The 14,064-nt window shown below is 71.5% G+C and carries 13 protein-coding genes; 8 read left to right on the top strand and 5 right to left on the bottom strand.

The genetic code is table 11. The annotated features are described in order from the left end of the window. Nucleotides 1-225 precede the first annotated feature (225 nt). Together ACWCO3_RS07385 and ACWCO3_RS07390 are read right to left on the bottom strand one after the other, a co-directional pair. The gene (locus ACWCO3_RS07385) at nucleotides 226-1,179 is read right to left on the bottom strand and encodes a zinc metalloprotease (RefSeq protein ID WP_450008977.1); all 954 of its coding nucleotides are present in this window, start codon (nucleotides 1,177-1,179) and stop codon (nucleotides 226-228) included. Nucleotides 1,180-1,338: 159 nt separating this feature from the next. After that, a complete protein-coding gene (locus ACWCO3_RS07390; RefSeq protein ID WP_450008979.1) occupies nucleotides 1,339-2,091 on the bottom strand; it encodes a TIGR03089 family protein in 753 nt (250 codons plus the stop codon). 145 nt (nucleotides 2,092-2,236) lie between these two features. Here ACWCO3_RS07390 and ACWCO3_RS07395 point away from each other — a divergent pair, with 145 nt between their 5' ends. Both ACWCO3_RS07395 and ACWCO3_RS07400 read left to right on the top strand, forming a co-directional pair. Further along, entirely contained in the window at nucleotides 2,237-3,328 is a 1,092-nt protein-coding gene (locus tag ACWCO3_RS07395) for a hypothetical protein (protein ID WP_450008981.1), read from the top strand. Beyond that, nucleotides 3,321-4,052 (top strand): hypothetical protein, encoded by a 732-nt coding sequence (locus tag ACWCO3_RS07400; RefSeq protein ID WP_357937612.1) that lies wholly within the window; start codon nucleotides 3,321-3,323, stop codon nucleotides 4,050-4,052. The genes ACWCO3_RS07395 and ACWCO3_RS07400 overlap by 8 nt, the downstream gene beginning before the upstream one ends. A 10-nt stretch (nucleotides 4,053-4,062) precedes the next feature. On the opposite strand, the gene ACWCO3_RS07405 is transcribed toward ACWCO3_RS07400, so the two are convergent. Continuing rightward, nucleotides 4,063-5,118, bottom strand: a complete 1,056-nt coding sequence (locus tag ACWCO3_RS07405; protein WP_358162167.1) for a hypothetical protein — start codon at nucleotides 5,116-5,118, stop codon at nucleotides 4,063-4,065. Nucleotides 5,119-5,241: 123 nt separating this feature from the next. On the opposite strand from ACWCO3_RS07405, the gene ACWCO3_RS07410 reads away from it, so the two are divergent. After that, nucleotides 5,242-7,548 (top strand): esterase-like activity of phytase family protein, encoded by a 2,307-nt coding sequence (locus tag ACWCO3_RS07410; RefSeq protein WP_450008984.1) that lies wholly within the window; start codon nucleotides 5,242-5,244, stop codon nucleotides 7,546-7,548. A 311-nt stretch (nucleotides 7,549-7,859) separates the two neighbouring features. Here the strand turns inward: ACWCO3_RS07410 and ligD (ACWCO3_RS07415) are convergent, their stop codons facing one another. Continuing rightward, nucleotides 7,860-8,777 carry a non-homologous end-joining DNA ligase gene (gene ligD, locus ACWCO3_RS07415; RefSeq protein WP_358162171.1) on the bottom strand — a complete coding sequence of 306 codons (918 nt, stop codon included), beginning with the start codon at nucleotides 8,775-8,777 and terminating at the stop codon, nucleotides 7,860-7,862. Further along, complete coding sequence (gene ligD / locus ACWCO3_RS07420) at nucleotides 8,767-9,708, bottom strand: non-homologous end-joining DNA ligase (RefSeq protein ID WP_450008986.1); 942 nt, start codon at nucleotides 9,706-9,708, stop codon at nucleotides 8,767-8,769. Before ligD (ACWCO3_RS07420) ends, ligD (ACWCO3_RS07415) begins: the two co-directional genes overlap by 11 nt. A gap of 85 nt (nucleotides 9,709-9,793) precedes the next feature. On the opposite strand from ligD (ACWCO3_RS07420), the gene ku reads away from it, so the two are divergent. From ku to ACWCO3_RS07445, 5 genes are all read left to right on the top strand, one after another. Continuing rightward, a complete protein-coding gene (gene ku / locus ACWCO3_RS07425) occupies nucleotides 9,794-10,819 on the top strand; it encodes a non-homologous end joining protein Ku (RefSeq protein WP_145785999.1) in 1,026 nt (341 codons plus the stop codon). Nucleotides 10,820-10,893: 74 nt separating this feature from the next. Beyond that, nucleotides 10,894-11,532, top strand: a complete 639-nt coding sequence (locus ACWCO3_RS07430) for a DUF4241 domain-containing protein (protein ID WP_145785998.1) — start codon at nucleotides 10,894-10,896, stop codon at nucleotides 11,530-11,532. A 145-nt stretch (nucleotides 11,533-11,677) separates the two neighbouring features. Beyond that, complete coding sequence (locus ACWCO3_RS07435) at nucleotides 11,678-12,355, top strand: FKBP-type peptidyl-prolyl cis-trans isomerase (RefSeq protein WP_145785997.1); 678 nt, start codon at nucleotides 11,678-11,680, stop codon at nucleotides 12,353-12,355. 190 nt (nucleotides 12,356-12,545) lie between these two features. Next, nucleotides 12,546-13,373, top strand: a complete 828-nt coding sequence (locus ACWCO3_RS07440; protein ID WP_358162559.1) for an SCO6745 family protein — start codon at nucleotides 12,546-12,548, stop codon at nucleotides 13,371-13,373. Beyond that, nucleotides 13,370-14,059 (top strand): HAD family hydrolase, encoded by a 690-nt coding sequence (locus ACWCO3_RS07445; RefSeq protein ID WP_425280600.1) that lies wholly within the window; start codon nucleotides 13,370-13,372, stop codon nucleotides 14,057-14,059. The genes ACWCO3_RS07440 and ACWCO3_RS07445 overlap by 4 nt, the downstream gene beginning before the upstream one ends. Nucleotides 14,060-14,064: the final 5 nt, after the last annotated feature.

The following is a 14,064-nucleotide window of genomic DNA, read 5'->3' on the forward strand; positions in this document are numbered from 1 at the left end:
CACCGCCCGCGTCGAGCCGGGCGGGGTGACCGTGTCGGCCGAGGACCAGCAGGGCGTACGCCACTGGGTTTTCTGCGATCGGCGACTACCCGGCGGCGGCCGGTGTGCCCTGCCTACCGACCACACCGCGCCCTGCTCACGGCGCGCGCCCTGGCTCAACCGGCGGTGAGGAGGAACGCGAAGAGCGCTGGCGGACGCGGCCCGCCAGCCCCGACAATGCCTGCGTCAGCCGGCGCCGCCGGCGCGGAACGCCACCCAGGCGTCGCTCATCCGGTCGGCCTGGCCGGCGGTGAACATGTTCATGCAGGAGTCCTGCGTGTAGTCCATAAAGTTGTGGATCGGGTCCAGCCCGGGAGCGGTGCAGGTGTCCGCGCCCACCGGGCAGTCGAACTGCGGGGCCGCCTCGCGCGGGGTGTCCGCGACGAAGTCGCCGGACGCGGAGCAGCCGTGCGCGAAGGTGTGCTCCAGCATCAGCCAGTGCCCAACCTCGTGCGTCAGCGTGTCACCGAGGGCGTACTTGCCGGCCGTGCCACCCGGCATCGACTCGTCGAGCATCACCACGCCGTCGATGTAGTCACGGCCGTTGTTGTAGCCCTTCGGGAAGTACGCCCAGCCGAGCAGCCCGCCGCCGATGTTGGCCGCGTACACGTTCAGGGTGCGGGAGTCGCCGGTGTAGAGCGCCTTCTTCATGTCGCGCTCGTTCTTGCCCGGCTCGACCGTGTACCAGGCGCTGTTCACCGTCCACGTGGTGTCGACGAGCGAGAACCGGAACGGCGTGTCGGAGGCGTCGCCCGCCGTACGACCCGCGAACGAGTCGTTGAGCACCGTCATCTGTGCCGCGATCAGGGTGTTCCACCTGGTCGTTTCGGCCGCGGTGAGCGGGTGGTCGGAGACCATGTGGAAGACCGTCGGGATGGTGACGCTGCCGTTGGCCAGGCGCGGCGCGTCCTTGATCACGCCGTAGGCGTTGGCCTCGTTCTTCGAGTACAGCTCCGGCTCCTTGGCCGTTGCGCCCGCAGCGACCCGGGCGGCGCTCTGCTCGCCGGCGCAGGCGGCGACACCCGGGGAGGCGGTCACGGGAGCGGCGGTGGCCAGCGCCCCGGACGCCCCGCCGGACGCCAGGAACGTCGCGGCGGTGGCGGTGAGGACCGCCAGTCGGAAGGGGGATCTGCTCTGCATCGGTGCACCTTTCGGTGAGGGAGCGGTGCGGGGTCGAAGAAGCCGTCGTTCCGGTATGAAAACACGTCGACGACATCCACAGAAGACCCTCTGAGCAGGGCAGATGGCGATGTAACGGAACCAGATCGGCCGGCGCTGTTTGGGCCGGCGCAATGGTTTTCAGAGGACGCGGGTCGCCTGTTCGGCGGCGACGACCGCGTCCCGCCGGGCCGGGTCGAGGTTGGCGCTGATGACCACGGAGGCACCGACCGAGAGCGGCGCCAGCAACCACTTCAGCGGCTGCTCGTGCTCGGCCGCGTCGACAAGCAGTCGGTCACCGGCGCGCAGGTCGAGCATCCCGGCGAACTCCTGGGCGAGCGCACCCCACTGACCGTAGGTGGTGCCGTCCGCGGTGGCCGGGTCAGACGGGTGGATGGCGGTGTGGTCGGGCGTGCCGTCGCCGTGTCGAAGCACCTCGGCGGACCAGTCCAACCAGCCAAGCGGCACGTCGTCCAGCCGTCCCGGGCCGGTGCCGACGAGATAGCGGTGCGGGGCGTCCGGCACGTCCTCCAGCCAGTCGTCCTGCCGCTCGGGCGTCACGAACACCGCGTCGAACGGCCGGTCACCGCCCGGTTCCAGCACGGGCAGGCCCGCGGTGGCGCGCGGTCGGAACGACACCGCCAGGCCGGAGGCCCAGGCGCCCAACAACACCACTGCGGTACGCCAGTGCGGCGGCAGCAGCACCGCTACGCGGCTGCCGGGGCCGAGCCCACAGCCGTCCCGCAGCAGACTGGCGCTGCGCGCCCCCCAGGAACCGACCTGCTGTGCGGTCAGGTCGACGCGCTCACCGGTCGCCTCGTCGCGGTAGCTCAGCATCGGGCGCTGGGCGGCGGCGGGCGGGACCGACAGGTCGGCCGTGGCGGTTGGTTGCATGTCTGCACGCTCCCCGGGTCGAGGTCGGCACCACAGTACTCAACGACTTTGGTCGCGCCCGTCGTCGGCCGATGGCCGTATCGGTTGGCCGGCTGGCCCAGGCACGGTACGGGTGACATCCCCGAAGCGCTGCCGAGGAGGGCCCATGCCTGCCGAGCCCGCCCCCGCCGACTCCACCACGTCAGCCGAACCCGCCGGCACCCGCCTCCCACTGCGGCGCAGGCTCCCGCCGGTGATCGCGTTGCTGCTGCTCGCGCCCTGGGCGGCCGAGTGCTCGTGGGGTGGCTTCGCCATTGACGACTTCCTCCCGGTGCTGATCTTCCTGGGTCCGATGTACGGCGGCGCGGCGATCCTGATCCGGGAGACCGCCCGGCACCTCGGCGCGGGCTGGCCGACGATCGTGCTGCTCGCCGCCGCGTTCGGGGTACTCCAGGCCGGGCTGGTCGACCAGTCGCTGTTCAACCCCGACTTCCTCGACGACACCCAGTACGCCGACACCCGGGCCGCCGCCGAGGCGACGCTGGTGCCGGGGCTCGAATTCAGCCTCCGGCAGGCCTTCGACTACGTGGGCAACCACATCGTGCTGACGATCTGCGCGCCGATCGTATTGATCGAGTCGTTCCTCGGGGCGGACCGTCGGTTCCGGCCGTGGCTGGGCCGGCCCGGGCTCGTCGTGGTGGGCGTGCTCTACCTGCTCGGCAGTCTGCTGATCTTCTCCGACAGCAGCGGACGGAAGGACTTCCTAGCGAGTCCACTCCAACTGGCCTTCGCCGGTGTGGTGGTCCTCGCCCTCGTAGCGACGGCCCTAGTGCCCCGCTGGCGTCGCCCCGGGCCGCGCCGCGCACGCCGGGTGCCGCATCCGCTGTGGGTGGGCCTGCTGGTCGTCCTGGTCCGCTTCGGCACCGACCTCACGCCGGGCTGGGCGGGGGTGGCCATCGCGCTGGCGCTCTCGGCTGCCGCCGGAGGGCTGATCGCCTACTGGGCGGCGCGCAGCGGTTGGGGCCAGCGACACGTGCTCGCCGCCGGCTCGGCGAGCCTGGTCAGCGCCGCCGCGTTCGCGTACCTCGTGCCGCCGTACTCCCCGGCGAGCCCGGCGGCGGCCCTGGCCGGCGACGTCGCGGTCACCGTCATGACCGTGGCCCTGGTCGGCGGCGCCTGGTGGCGATCCGGTGAGGGCAGGCGGCCAGCGACTACACTCGCGGCCACACCGCTTTCGAGGGAGCCGCGCAGTGGGTGAACTGCTGTCCACGGTGGTGCAGGTCATCAGCTCGTACGTCACCAGGCTGCTGGACCGACGGGCGGTGTCCCAGGATGCGAAGGTCGGCGCCGATCTGCTGGACGTGGTCCTCACGCTTCAGGAGCTGTGCCTGAACGGCGAGCGCCTCCTGACCCTGGCCGACACACTGATCTCCAGCGGCGAGTCCCGCGCCGACGACCAGTCGGAGTTCACCGCCCTCCTGCACCGGCAGTCCGCGCTGATCAACCAGCTTCGAAGGAGTATCGACGGCTCCCGGGCGCTGCTCGCCACCGTCGATGTGGACTTCGCGTTCGCGATGGCACCCTTCCTCGACGGCAAGTCAGGGTTGCTGACCCGCTGGCAGCAACAGGCCGCCCTCAGTCAGTTCTCCACCACGACGTTGTTCTTCCTGCCCGCCGAGGCCGTCACCCGGGTGGTGGCCGACAGCCCGGCCGCGTCCACGGCAACCACGCTCGACCGCAACCGGACGGACTTCGTGTTGGTGGTGGCGAACGAGGTGCGCAACGCGCGCCGGAGCGAGGTCCCGGACATCCGAGCGGTCGCCGACGACAAGCGCGAAGCAGTGCTCCGGGAGGTGGAGCACGCCCGCTCCGAGATCGAGACCGCCCGGGTGCTGTGTGGGCGACTGCTCACGGCGACTCAGGAGGCCATCGGCGCCGATGCCACCGCCCAGCTCCGGCGGACCTTGACGGGCCGGGGCTGACGGCGCTGACTCAGGAACGGTCCCAGTCGTAGCCGGCGCGGGCGAACGCCACACTGCCGTCACCGCTGACGGAGGCCTTCAGAGAGAGCAGCCCCAAGGCCCGGGTGAAACCTTCGATGTTGGAGCGGAGGCGCGAGAAGAGTCCGCTGCCCTTCAGCTCGTCGGCGATGCGGATCTCGTCGAGTGACGCGGACCGCGTGGTGAAGGACAGCCGCAACTCGATCAGCGCCTGGAAGACCCCGGACGGCGCGATACGCATCGAGACCGCTCCACCGCCCTCGATGTAGAGCGACACCTCAATCCTCGCCTCCGGCAGGTCCGCCGCCAGCACCTCGCACACCTGGCGTGGTGTCAGCTTCATCCACTGTCGCCAGGCGGCAAGGAAGTGGTCGTCAGCCCGGGTGACCGTCAGTACCGGTTCCATCGCCCGCAGGTCGGCCACCGTCAACGCCTCGATGGCCGGTCGCTCCCCGGCTCGGGCCTCCTCGTACGACGCCAGTGGCACTCCCGCCTCCAGCAGGAGCCGGTCCCAGTACGGATCGGGCCAGAACGGCCCGGCCAGGAATTCGCCCACGTGGCACCACAGCTCGTGCCAGAGCCGAACGGCACGTAGCGGCCGCAGGCCGAGGCGCAGGGCACCGACGATGGCGCACCGGTGCACCAACAGCGTCGCGGTGAGGGCGAACAGGTTCACGTCCGGGCGGTCGGCCCCATCCAGCGCCCGGACGGATTCGCGCTCCAGGTCGGTATACGTGACCATCTCCGGCGCGTCGGTGATCCGGACCGGAATCTGGGTGTCCAGCAGCGAGTTGACGTCGGGTGGCACCCACCCCAGGTTGTCGTTCAGCAGCACCAGGCGTACCTCATGGTCCTGCTGCCGCGCCTGGAGCTGGAGGTACGGATCCCCGGTCGGCAGCACACCGTGCTTCAGCCAAGTCACCGCCTCGGCGTGCAGGCGCAGGCTCTCGCCGATCGCGGGCACCGTGACGACCAGGGCGGGGCCGTCGGTCACCACCTTCAACGCCGGAATCTTACTCAGAGCATCGACAATCTCACTCTGCCGCATGGTCGCACTGTAGCGGCCAGCACCTCGTGGCTGCGCGCTTCGCCCGCTGTTCACGTCGGCGCAAGCTGATGCTCCCCGACAGGTGTCAGCCTCCGTGCGGGTACGACCTAACGGAGGAAGTCCTTGACACTCAGAAGAGCATTCACCGCGCTCACCGCCGCCGGTGTCGCCGCCGCCAGCCTGACCGGGGCCACCCCCGCGTCGGCCGGCGGACACCACCACCCGGGCGCGTCACTCGCCTTCGACCGGGTCGCCACGTACCCGGTGTTCCAGAACCGCCCGACCGGTGAGGACCCGGCGACCGCGACGGTTGCCGAGATCTCCGCGGTCAGCGAGGACGGCCGCACCCTGGTCCACACCGACGCGCTGGCCAGGCGGATCGGTTTCCTGGACATCTCCCGGGCCGACCGGCCGCGCGGCCTCGGCACGCTCTCCCTGGCGCAGCTCGGCGACGCCGAGGACGAGCCGACCTCGGTCGCCGTGGTCGGGAAGTACGTGCTGGTGGTGGTGAACACCAGCAGCAGCTTCACCGAACCGTCCGGTCGGCTCGACGTGATCGAGCTGGCCAGCCGCAAGCGGGTGGCCAGCTTCGACCTGGGCGGCCAGCCCGACTCGATCGCGATCAGCACCGACAAGCGGTACGCCGCGATAGCGATCGAGAACGAGCGCGACGAGGAGGCCACCCCACCCGGCGGCGAGGAGGGCGACCTGCCCCAGGCGCCCGCCGGTTTCGTGCAGATCGTCGACCTGACCGGGAAGGCCCCGGCCGGTTGGCGGCTGCGGCCGGTCGCGCTGACCGGCGCCGACGGCAGCGCGTTGCCCGCGCTGGTCCAGGCGGGCCTCGCCGCACCCACCGACCCGGAGCCGGAGTACGTCTCGATCAACAGCCGCAACCAGCTGGCGGTGACGCTCCAGGAGAACAACGGCGTCGTCCTCGTCGACCTACCCACCGGCCGGATCACGAAGGTGTTCAGCGCGGGCACCGCCACGATCAGTGGGATCGACACCAAGAAGGACGGTGTCATCGACCTGACCGGCAGCATCACCGACGTGCCGCGCGAGCCGGACGCGGTGGCCTGGATCGACGACCGGCACCTCGCCACCGCCAACGAGGGTGACTGGCACGGCGGCACCCGCGGCTGGTCCGTCTTCGACAGCCGCAGCGGCCGGGTTGCCTGGGACGCCGGCAACACCTTCGAGCGGCTCGCCGTCACGTACGGGCTGCACAACGAGGACCGCGCCGGCAAGAAGGGCACCGAGCCGGAGGGCGTGGCGGTCGCCGAGTACGACGGCGTGCGGTACGCGTTCGTCGGCTCGGAGCGCAGCAACTTCGTTGCCGTGTACGACCTGACCAACCCCACCAGGCCGGTGTTCAAGCAGGTCCTGCCGACCACCAACGGGCCGGAGGGGCTGCTGCCGATCCCGTCGCGCGGGCTGCTCGCGGTCTCCAGCGAGGAGGACGACGCGTCGGTGAACGTCCGGGCGTCGGTGTCGCTCTTCCAGCTCGGTGAGGGCACGCCGACGTTCCCGAGCATCGTGTCCGGCACCGATCGGGGCGGCGCACCGATCGGTTGGGGCGCGCTCGGCGCGTTGAGCGCGGCACCGGGCAAGCGGGACCAGCTCTACAGCGTCACCGACGCGGCGTACACCCAGACCCGCATCCTTACCATCGACGCGAAGCGGACGCCTGCCGTGATCACCGGCGCGCTGCCGGTGAGGGACGCGGCCGGAGCACCCGTCGGGTACGACGCGGAGGGCGTCTTCGCCCGCCCGCAGGGTGGCTTCTGGCTCGCCGTCGAGGGCGCCAAGGGCGCGGAGAACAAGCTGGTCCGGCTCGACGCGGCCGGGGTGACCCGGCAGACCGTCGCGCTGCCCGCCGAGGTCGCCGCGGGTCTCGGTAAGCAGGGCCTGGAGGGCGTCACGGCAACCACCGACCGGCAGGGCCGGGAGATCGTCTGGGTGGCCGTGCAGCGGGAGCTGAGCACCGACCCGGCCGGCGTCGTCCGGCTCGGCCGGTACGACGTCACGGCGGGCACCTGGAGCTGGTTCGGCTACCAGTTGGGCGCCACCACTGTGCCCGGCGACTGGATGGGCCTGTCCGAGATCACCGTGGTCGGCGACCGGTTGGCGGTCATCGAGCGGGACAAGCTGAACGGCCCGGCCGCCACGGTCAAGCGGATCTACACGGTGCCGCTGCCGGGCGCGGCGACGACCGGCCCGCTGACGGTGCTGCCGAAGACGCTCGCCGTCGACGTGCTGCCCGCGATGCGCGCCACCAACGGCTGGACCCAGGAGAAGCTCGAGGGTCTGACCGTGGCCGGCAACGGCGAGGTGTACGCGATCACCGACAACGACGCGGTGCAGGACGCCACCGGCGAGACGGTGCTCCTGCGGCTCGGCTCCAGCCGAAAGGTCTTCGGCCGCAACTGACCCACCGCCAGTCCCCAACGGCCGGTGTCCACCCTGATGGTGGGCGCCGGCCGATCACATCAGGTGATCTCGGCACGGGGGCGCACCGCCCACCTCAGAGCCTTTGCTTTGCTTACCTATGTGCGACGCGCACGCTCCGCGAGGGGGCTTCCACCCCTCGACAGCGCGGCCCGCCATTGATGCCCCAGGTCAAAGCGGTGTCGCTCATAGGTATGCAGAGCAAAGGCGGCGGGTGACCCGGGCGGGACACCGCGGTCCGTAACACTCTGTTGCTGGTATCACCCATGGGCCATCTAGGCGTTCGTCGTCACCTAGCGTGAGACTGGCAACTCCGGGCCGCCGTCGAGCAGGGGCGCGAGCAGGTCGTCGTACTCCTCGACCCGGGCCAGGACCTCGGCGGCGGTGAACTGGCGGACGGCCGGTTTCCGGCCGCGGGCGCCGGCCTCCACCTCGTCCCACGTCAGCGGCGTCGACACCGACGGCACCGACTGGGCCCGCAGAGAGTACGGCGCCACCGTCGTCTTCGCCGCGTTGTTCTGACTCCAGTCGATGAAAACCTTGCCCGGTCGGAGGTTCTTCGCCATCTTCGACACGATCAGCTTCGGGTGGGCCTTCTCCAACTCCTGGGCGATCCGTCGGGCGTAGTCGGAGACGAGATCGGACGACTGGGTGCCCGCGATCGGGCAGCAGAGCTGCATGCCCTTCTTGCCGGAGGTCTTCGGGTACGACTCGATCCCGTCGTCGGCGAGCCGGTCCCGCATCAGCACCGCCACTGGGCAGCACTCGGCGAGCCCGGCCGGCGGCCCCGGGTCCAGGTCGACGACCATCATGTCCGGGTGTTCGCCGACCTTCCACTGCGGCGTGTGCAGCTCCAACGCGGCCAGGTTGGCCAACCACACCAACGTGGGCAGGTCGTCGGCGACCACGTAGTCGATGGTCTCCCGGCCCTTCGTCGACCCGGGCGCGGGCAGGTTCTCCACGCGCACCCAGTCCGGGGTCGCGGCCGGCGTGTTCTTCTCGAAGAACGACTTGTCGTCCACCCCGTTGGGGAAGCGGATCCGGGTCACCGGCCGGTCCCGCAGGTGCGGCAGCAGCACCGGGGAGATCCGGGTGTAGTAGTCGATCACCTCGCCCTTGGTGAAACCCGCCGCCGGGTAGAGCACCTTGTCCAGGTTGGACAGCTCCAGCGGGCGGCCCTCGACGTCCACCCGTAGCCGCTCAGCCGGCATCGTCGACCTCCTCCGGAGGTTTGTCCGGGCGCAACCGCAGCACCCGGGGGAAGCGCAGCCGACCGTCGGGGGTGCGTTGGCCGTACTTCACCTCCACCACCACCCGGGGTTCTACCCAGATGGCTCCCCGGGCATCCTCGCGCGGCACGCCGGGCGCGAACGGCGACGCGCCGGACCGCAGCGGCTCCAACTCGGCGAGGAGCTGCCGCTCGATGGCCGCGCCGATTCCGCCGCCGACCCGACCCCGGTAGATCAACCTGCCGTCCGGGCCGGGCACACCGACCAGCAGTCCGCCGATCCGGCGCGCGCCCGGTCGCCAGCCACCGACGACGAAGTCACCGGTCACCTCCAGCTTGACCTTCACCCAGTCCGGTGAGCGCACCCCCGGGCGGTAGACGGCACCGACCCGCTTGGCCATCACGCCCTCCAGGCCGTGCTCACCGGCCGCCTCGTAGGTGGCCGGGCCGTCGGCGAACATCGGCGGCACCGCCCACCAGGGGCCGCCGAGCGCGAGCGAGTCCAGGGCCTCCCGGCGGCGCTCGTACGACCAGCCGGTCAGGTCGTCGCCGTTGAGCCGCAGCAGGTCGAAGATCATGTACGTCACCGGCATGACCGCCGCCAGCCGGGCCGCCTTGTTGCGGTCCCGCACGTGCATCCGCTCGGCCAGCGCGGTGAACGACGGCTGCCCGCCCTCGCCGAGCAGCACCACCTCGCCGTCGAGCAGCGCGTCGTCGACCTGCTCGGGCAGGGTGGCCAACTCCGGGTACGCGGCGGTGATCTCCACGCCGGAACGGGCATACAGGTGCTGACCACCGCCTGCGATGTCGGCGAGCGCGCGGACCCCGTCCCACTTGAACTCGTACGCCCAGCCGTCACCCGCCGGGAGCGGCCCGGTCATCGCGAGCATCGGCTTGAGCGGCGCGCCGGGCACGACCCGACTGTAGTAGCAGGCCGAACACCTCGCGTCCGGTTCTTTCGGATGCGAGCATGGTCGATACCGGGGAAGGGAGCGCAGGATGCGTGCCATCTGGAAGGGAGCCGTGTCGTTCGGGCTCGTCTCGATCGGGGTGAAGCTCTACTCCGCGACCGAGGAGAAGGACATTCGGTTCCACCAGGTGCACCGCGAGGACGGCGGTCGGATCCGATACAAGCGCACCTGCTCGGTCTGCGGCGAGGAGGTCACCTACGACGACATCGCCAAGGGCTACGACATCGGTGGCGGCGAGATGGTGATCCTCACCGACGAGGACTTCGCCGACCTCCCGCTGACCAGTTCACGCGCCATCGACGTGCTGGAGTTCGTGCCAGCCGAGCAGGTCGACCCGATCCTCTACAACAAGGCGTACTTCCTGGAGCCGGAGGGCGCGGCGACCAAGCCGTACGTGCTGCTGCGCGACGCGCTGATCGACTCGGAGCGGGTGGCCATCGTCAAGGTGGCGCTGCGCCAACGGGAACAGCTGGCCACGCTGCGGGTCCGTGAGGGTGTGTTGCTGCTCAACACGATGCTCTGGCCGGACGAGATCCGTACCCCGGACTTCGGTTTCCTCGACGAGGACCTCAAGGTGCGCCCGCCGGAGCTGGCGATGGCCAGCTCACTGATCGACTCGATGACCGGTGAGTTCGAGCCGGACGTCTTCACCGACGACTACCGGGCCGCGTTGCAGGAGGTCATCGACGCCAAGGTGGAGGGTCGGGAGGTCGTCCAGCCGGAGGAGGTCGAGGAGGCGCCGGCCGCCGCGGTGGACCTGATGGCCGCGTTGAAGGCGTCGGTGGAGCGGGCCAAGGCGGCTCGCGGTGAGCAACCCGCCCGTGGCGGCGGCGGTGGTGAGCCGACGCCCATCTCGTCGGCCCGGTCCGCCCAGAAGGCGGCCGAGAAGAAGGCCGCCAAGGCCCCCGCGAAGAAGACCACGGCGAAGAAGACAGCCGAGAAGAAGACGGCCGAGCCGGCGAAGAAGACCGCCGCCAAGAAGACGCCAGCGAAGAAGACGGAGCCGGCGAAGAAGACGGCCGCCCGCAAGACCGCACCCCGCAAGAGCGCCTGACCGGTACGGCAACGGCGGCGGTGTCCGCCGGGCCGGGTACGCTCCGCCGGCCGCTGGCCACCGGAGGAGCCCCCATGCCGTACACCCCTGATCTGGACCGGTTGTTGACGCCCGGAGCCCGCTTCACCGACCAGCACGGCGCGTACCTGATCGAGGCCCACCCGGTGGACGACGTCGTGCTGCCGACCGGTCGGGTGGTCGGGTGTGACCCGCTGGTCTGCCCGGAGGCCGAGCCGTTCACAGTGACAGTGCCGCCGGGGCGGTATCCCGCCCGCGCCTGGGTGGCAGTGGTGCTCCGCGAGGACGCCGAGGTGGACCGGCGGGTCGCCGCGTTCGAGCTGATCGTCTCCGCCGAGCCGACCACCAGCTGGGAACCGGCCGTCGCGGGCGACCAGGACGTGGCCGCGCTCGGCGCTGACGACTACTTCGGGTACGGGGTGGACGCCGGCGTCGGCACCCTCGCCGATCCGACGGCGCTCGCCGCCCTGGAAGGCTGGGACGAGGACCGGATCGAAGAGGTCTTCATCCCTGACGAACTGCCCGCGTCCCCGGTGCCGGGTCTGATCACCGCTGTCCTGGACGAGGCCAGCGGTGCCAACGTCGTCACCGTGGCCACCGGCTGGGGCGACGGCTGCTACGGCACCTGGATCGGTCGTACCGCCGACGGACGGGTCACCTCGTTCGTGACCGACTTCATGGTCGTACCGGAATAGCGCCCGGGAAGGTCCCGGAACTGCCTCGCTGGGCGATCCGAGGCGTCCGCGGCGGGCACGGTGGGCCGCGGTGCGGGTACCGTGTGCGTCGGCTTTCCCCCCGGCACCGGGTGCCGGCCACACTTCGCAGCAGGGAGTCGACGACGTGAGCGAGCGGACGCAGCAGAAGGGTCCGGACCAGAGCCCGGCGACCAAGTCGGGGCGCCGGTTGGCCGCCCAGTTGGCGGCGAAGAAGGCAGCCGACGCGAAGCGACGTCGCCAGGCGTGGGCGGGCGGCCTCGCCGGCGTCGCGGTGATGGCGCTGCTGATCGGCGGTTTCGTGTGGATCGACGCGAAACGGAGCGACGACAAGCCCGCCAACCAGGCCGGCGCGACCCCGTCCGCCTCTGCTCCGGCCCCCGACGCCCCCGGTGCTCCGCCCGCCCCGCAGCTCCCCGAGGGGGCCGACCCGGCCCTGGGCACCAAGCCGACGGTGACGCCGGGCACCGGTGACCTCAAGAAGCTCACTGTCACCCCGCTGATCAAGGGCACCGGCCCGGCCGTGCAGAAGGGCCAGAACATCACCACCAACTACGTGGGGGTGTTCTACAAGGACGGCAAGGAGTTCGACTCCTCCTGGAAGGGCGGGCAGCCGGCCACCTTCCCGATCGGCGTGGGTCAGGTCATCCCCGGTTGGGACCAGGGCCTGGTCGGCGTGACCGTGGGCAGCCGGGTGCAGCTGGATATCCCGGGCGAGTTGGCGTACGGCAACGACGAGGCCAACGCCGGCGGACGCCCGACCGGTCCGCTGCGCTTCGTGGTGGACGTTCTCGCCGCCCAGTGACCTGACCGAATCGCCCCGGTTGTCCACTGGTCGCGATGGAGTTGTTCACATGGGGCTTCCGGCCCGTCACCCACCGGCAGTAGGTTCGGCGTCACCCCGGGCGGTTCGCCGCCCGGGGTGAGCATCCGTAACCGGGGACGCGGAGGTGCGTGTGACGGCGCTGGACGAGGCTGGACGGACGGCCCGCGTGATGTGGGCGCACTTCGAGCCGGTGCACGCGGTCACCTACCTTCACCCCCGGGCCCGCGCCGCGTACGAGGCGGTCGGGTTGCGCGGCTACTGGCGGGGCTACTTCGCCGGCCGGGCCGCGCCGCTGGGCGCGACCGAGGCGGCCCCGGTGGTCGCCGCCTTCTTCAACTTCGCGCCGCCGATGGTTGCCCGGGCGCTGCCTGCCGTCTGGCGGTTGGCCACCCCGCAGGAGGCGCTCCGCGCCCGCCTGACCGGCGCGGTGCAGGCGCTCGCCGAGCTCACCTACGAGCTGCCGGAGTCGCACCTGGCCGAGGCCGCCGACCTGCTGGAGCGGGCCGCCTCGGCGGTGGAGACCGCCGGCCGGGTGCTCGGCGCGGCCAACGCGGCGCTGCCGGTCGGGGAGTACCCGCTGGCCCGGCTCTGGCAGGCCGCCACGACGCTGCGCGAGCACCGGGGGGACGGGCACGTGGCGGCGCTGGTGGCCGCTGGGCTGGACCCGGTCGAGACGTTGACCGGGCGGGTGGCGCTGGATGGTTCACCGCCGCAGTACCTGCTGGGCCGGGGCTGGTCCGAGGAGCAGTGGAAGGCCGCCCGCGAGCGGCTCACCCAGCGGGGCTGGCTGACCGGGGACGGCACTGCCACCGAGCACGCCCGGGCCGAGTTCCAGGCCGTCGAGGACGCCACCGACCGGGCCGCCGCGCACCCGTGGCGGTCACTCGGCAGTGACGACACGAATCGGCTCCGGGAGCTGTTGGAGCCGATCGCCAGGTCCGGCCACACGCTGCTCCCCGAGGGCAGCCCGCTCGGCCTGCCCGCGCTGCCCGGCTGACCGGGCACCCGCCGGTCGGGCAGGATGGTGCCGTGACGGATGCGGTGGTCTTCGACCTGGACGGCGTGATCGTGGATTCCGAGCCGGTGTGGGAGGAGGTCCGCCGGGCGTACGTGGCGGCGCACGGCGGGACGTGGCAGCCGGACACGCAACGTCGCCTGATGGGGATGAGCACCGGCGAGTGGGCCCACTATCTCAGCGGTGAGCTGGGCGTCGACCGCACCGCCGAGCAGGTCGCCGCCGAGGTCGTCGAGGAGATGACCCGGCGCTACCGGGACCACGTACCTCTCATCGACGGCGCCGACCAGATCGTCCGCCGGCTCGCCGGGCGCTGGCCGCTGGGGTTGGCCAGCTCGTCACCGACCCGGCTGATCGAGGCGGCGCTGGCCGCCACCGGCCTGACCGACGCGTTCGGCGCGACCCTCTCCACCGAGCAGACCGAGCGGGGCAAGCCCGCGCCGGACGTGTACCTGAGCGTCGCGGGACGCCTCGGCGTCGACCCGGCCCGCTGCGCGGCCGTGGAGGACTCGTCCAACGGGGTGCGCTCGGCGGCCGCGGCGGGCATGCGGGTGGTGGCGGTGCCCCATGGTTCGTACCCTCTCGACCCGGACGCCGCCCGGCTGGCCACCGTGACGCTGGGCGCGATCGGTGAGCTGACCCCGGAGCTGGTGGAGGGCCTGGGTTGACCCGG

Source organism: Micromonospora sp. NPDC002411, assembly GCF_053592955.1.

Bases quoted from the DNA above. Each gene is read 5' to 3' on its own strand.
- ACWCO3_RS07385 (WP_450008977.1), bottom strand. From the start codon at position 1,179: ATGCAGAGCAGATCCCCCTTCCGACTGGCGGTCCTCACCGCCACCGCC.
- ligD (WP_358162171.1), bottom strand. From the start codon at position 8,777: ATGCCGGCTGAGCGGCTACGGGTGGACGTCGAGGGCCGCCCGCTGGAG.
- ku (WP_145785999.1), top strand. From the start codon at position 9,794: ATGCGTGCCATCTGGAAGGGAGCCGTGTCGTTCGGGCTCGTCTCGATC.
- ACWCO3_RS07440 (WP_358162559.1), top strand. From the start codon at position 12,546: ATGTGGGCGCACTTCGAGCCGGTGCACGCGGTCACCTACCTTCACCCC.
- ACWCO3_RS07405 (WP_358162167.1), bottom strand. From the start codon at position 5,118: ATGCGGCAGAGTGAGATTGTCGATGCTCTGAGTAAGATTCCGGCGTTG.
- ACWCO3_RS07390 (WP_450008979.1), bottom strand. From the start codon at position 2,091: ATGCAACCAACCGCCACGGCCGACCTGTCGGTCCCGCCCGCCGCCGCC.
- ACWCO3_RS07430 (WP_145785998.1), top strand. From the start codon at position 10,894: ATGCCGTACACCCCTGATCTGGACCGGTTGTTGACGCCCGGAGCCCGC.
- ACWCO3_RS07395 (WP_450008981.1), top strand. From the start codon at position 2,237: ATGCCTGCCGAGCCCGCCCCCGCCGACTCCACCACGTCAGCCGAACCC.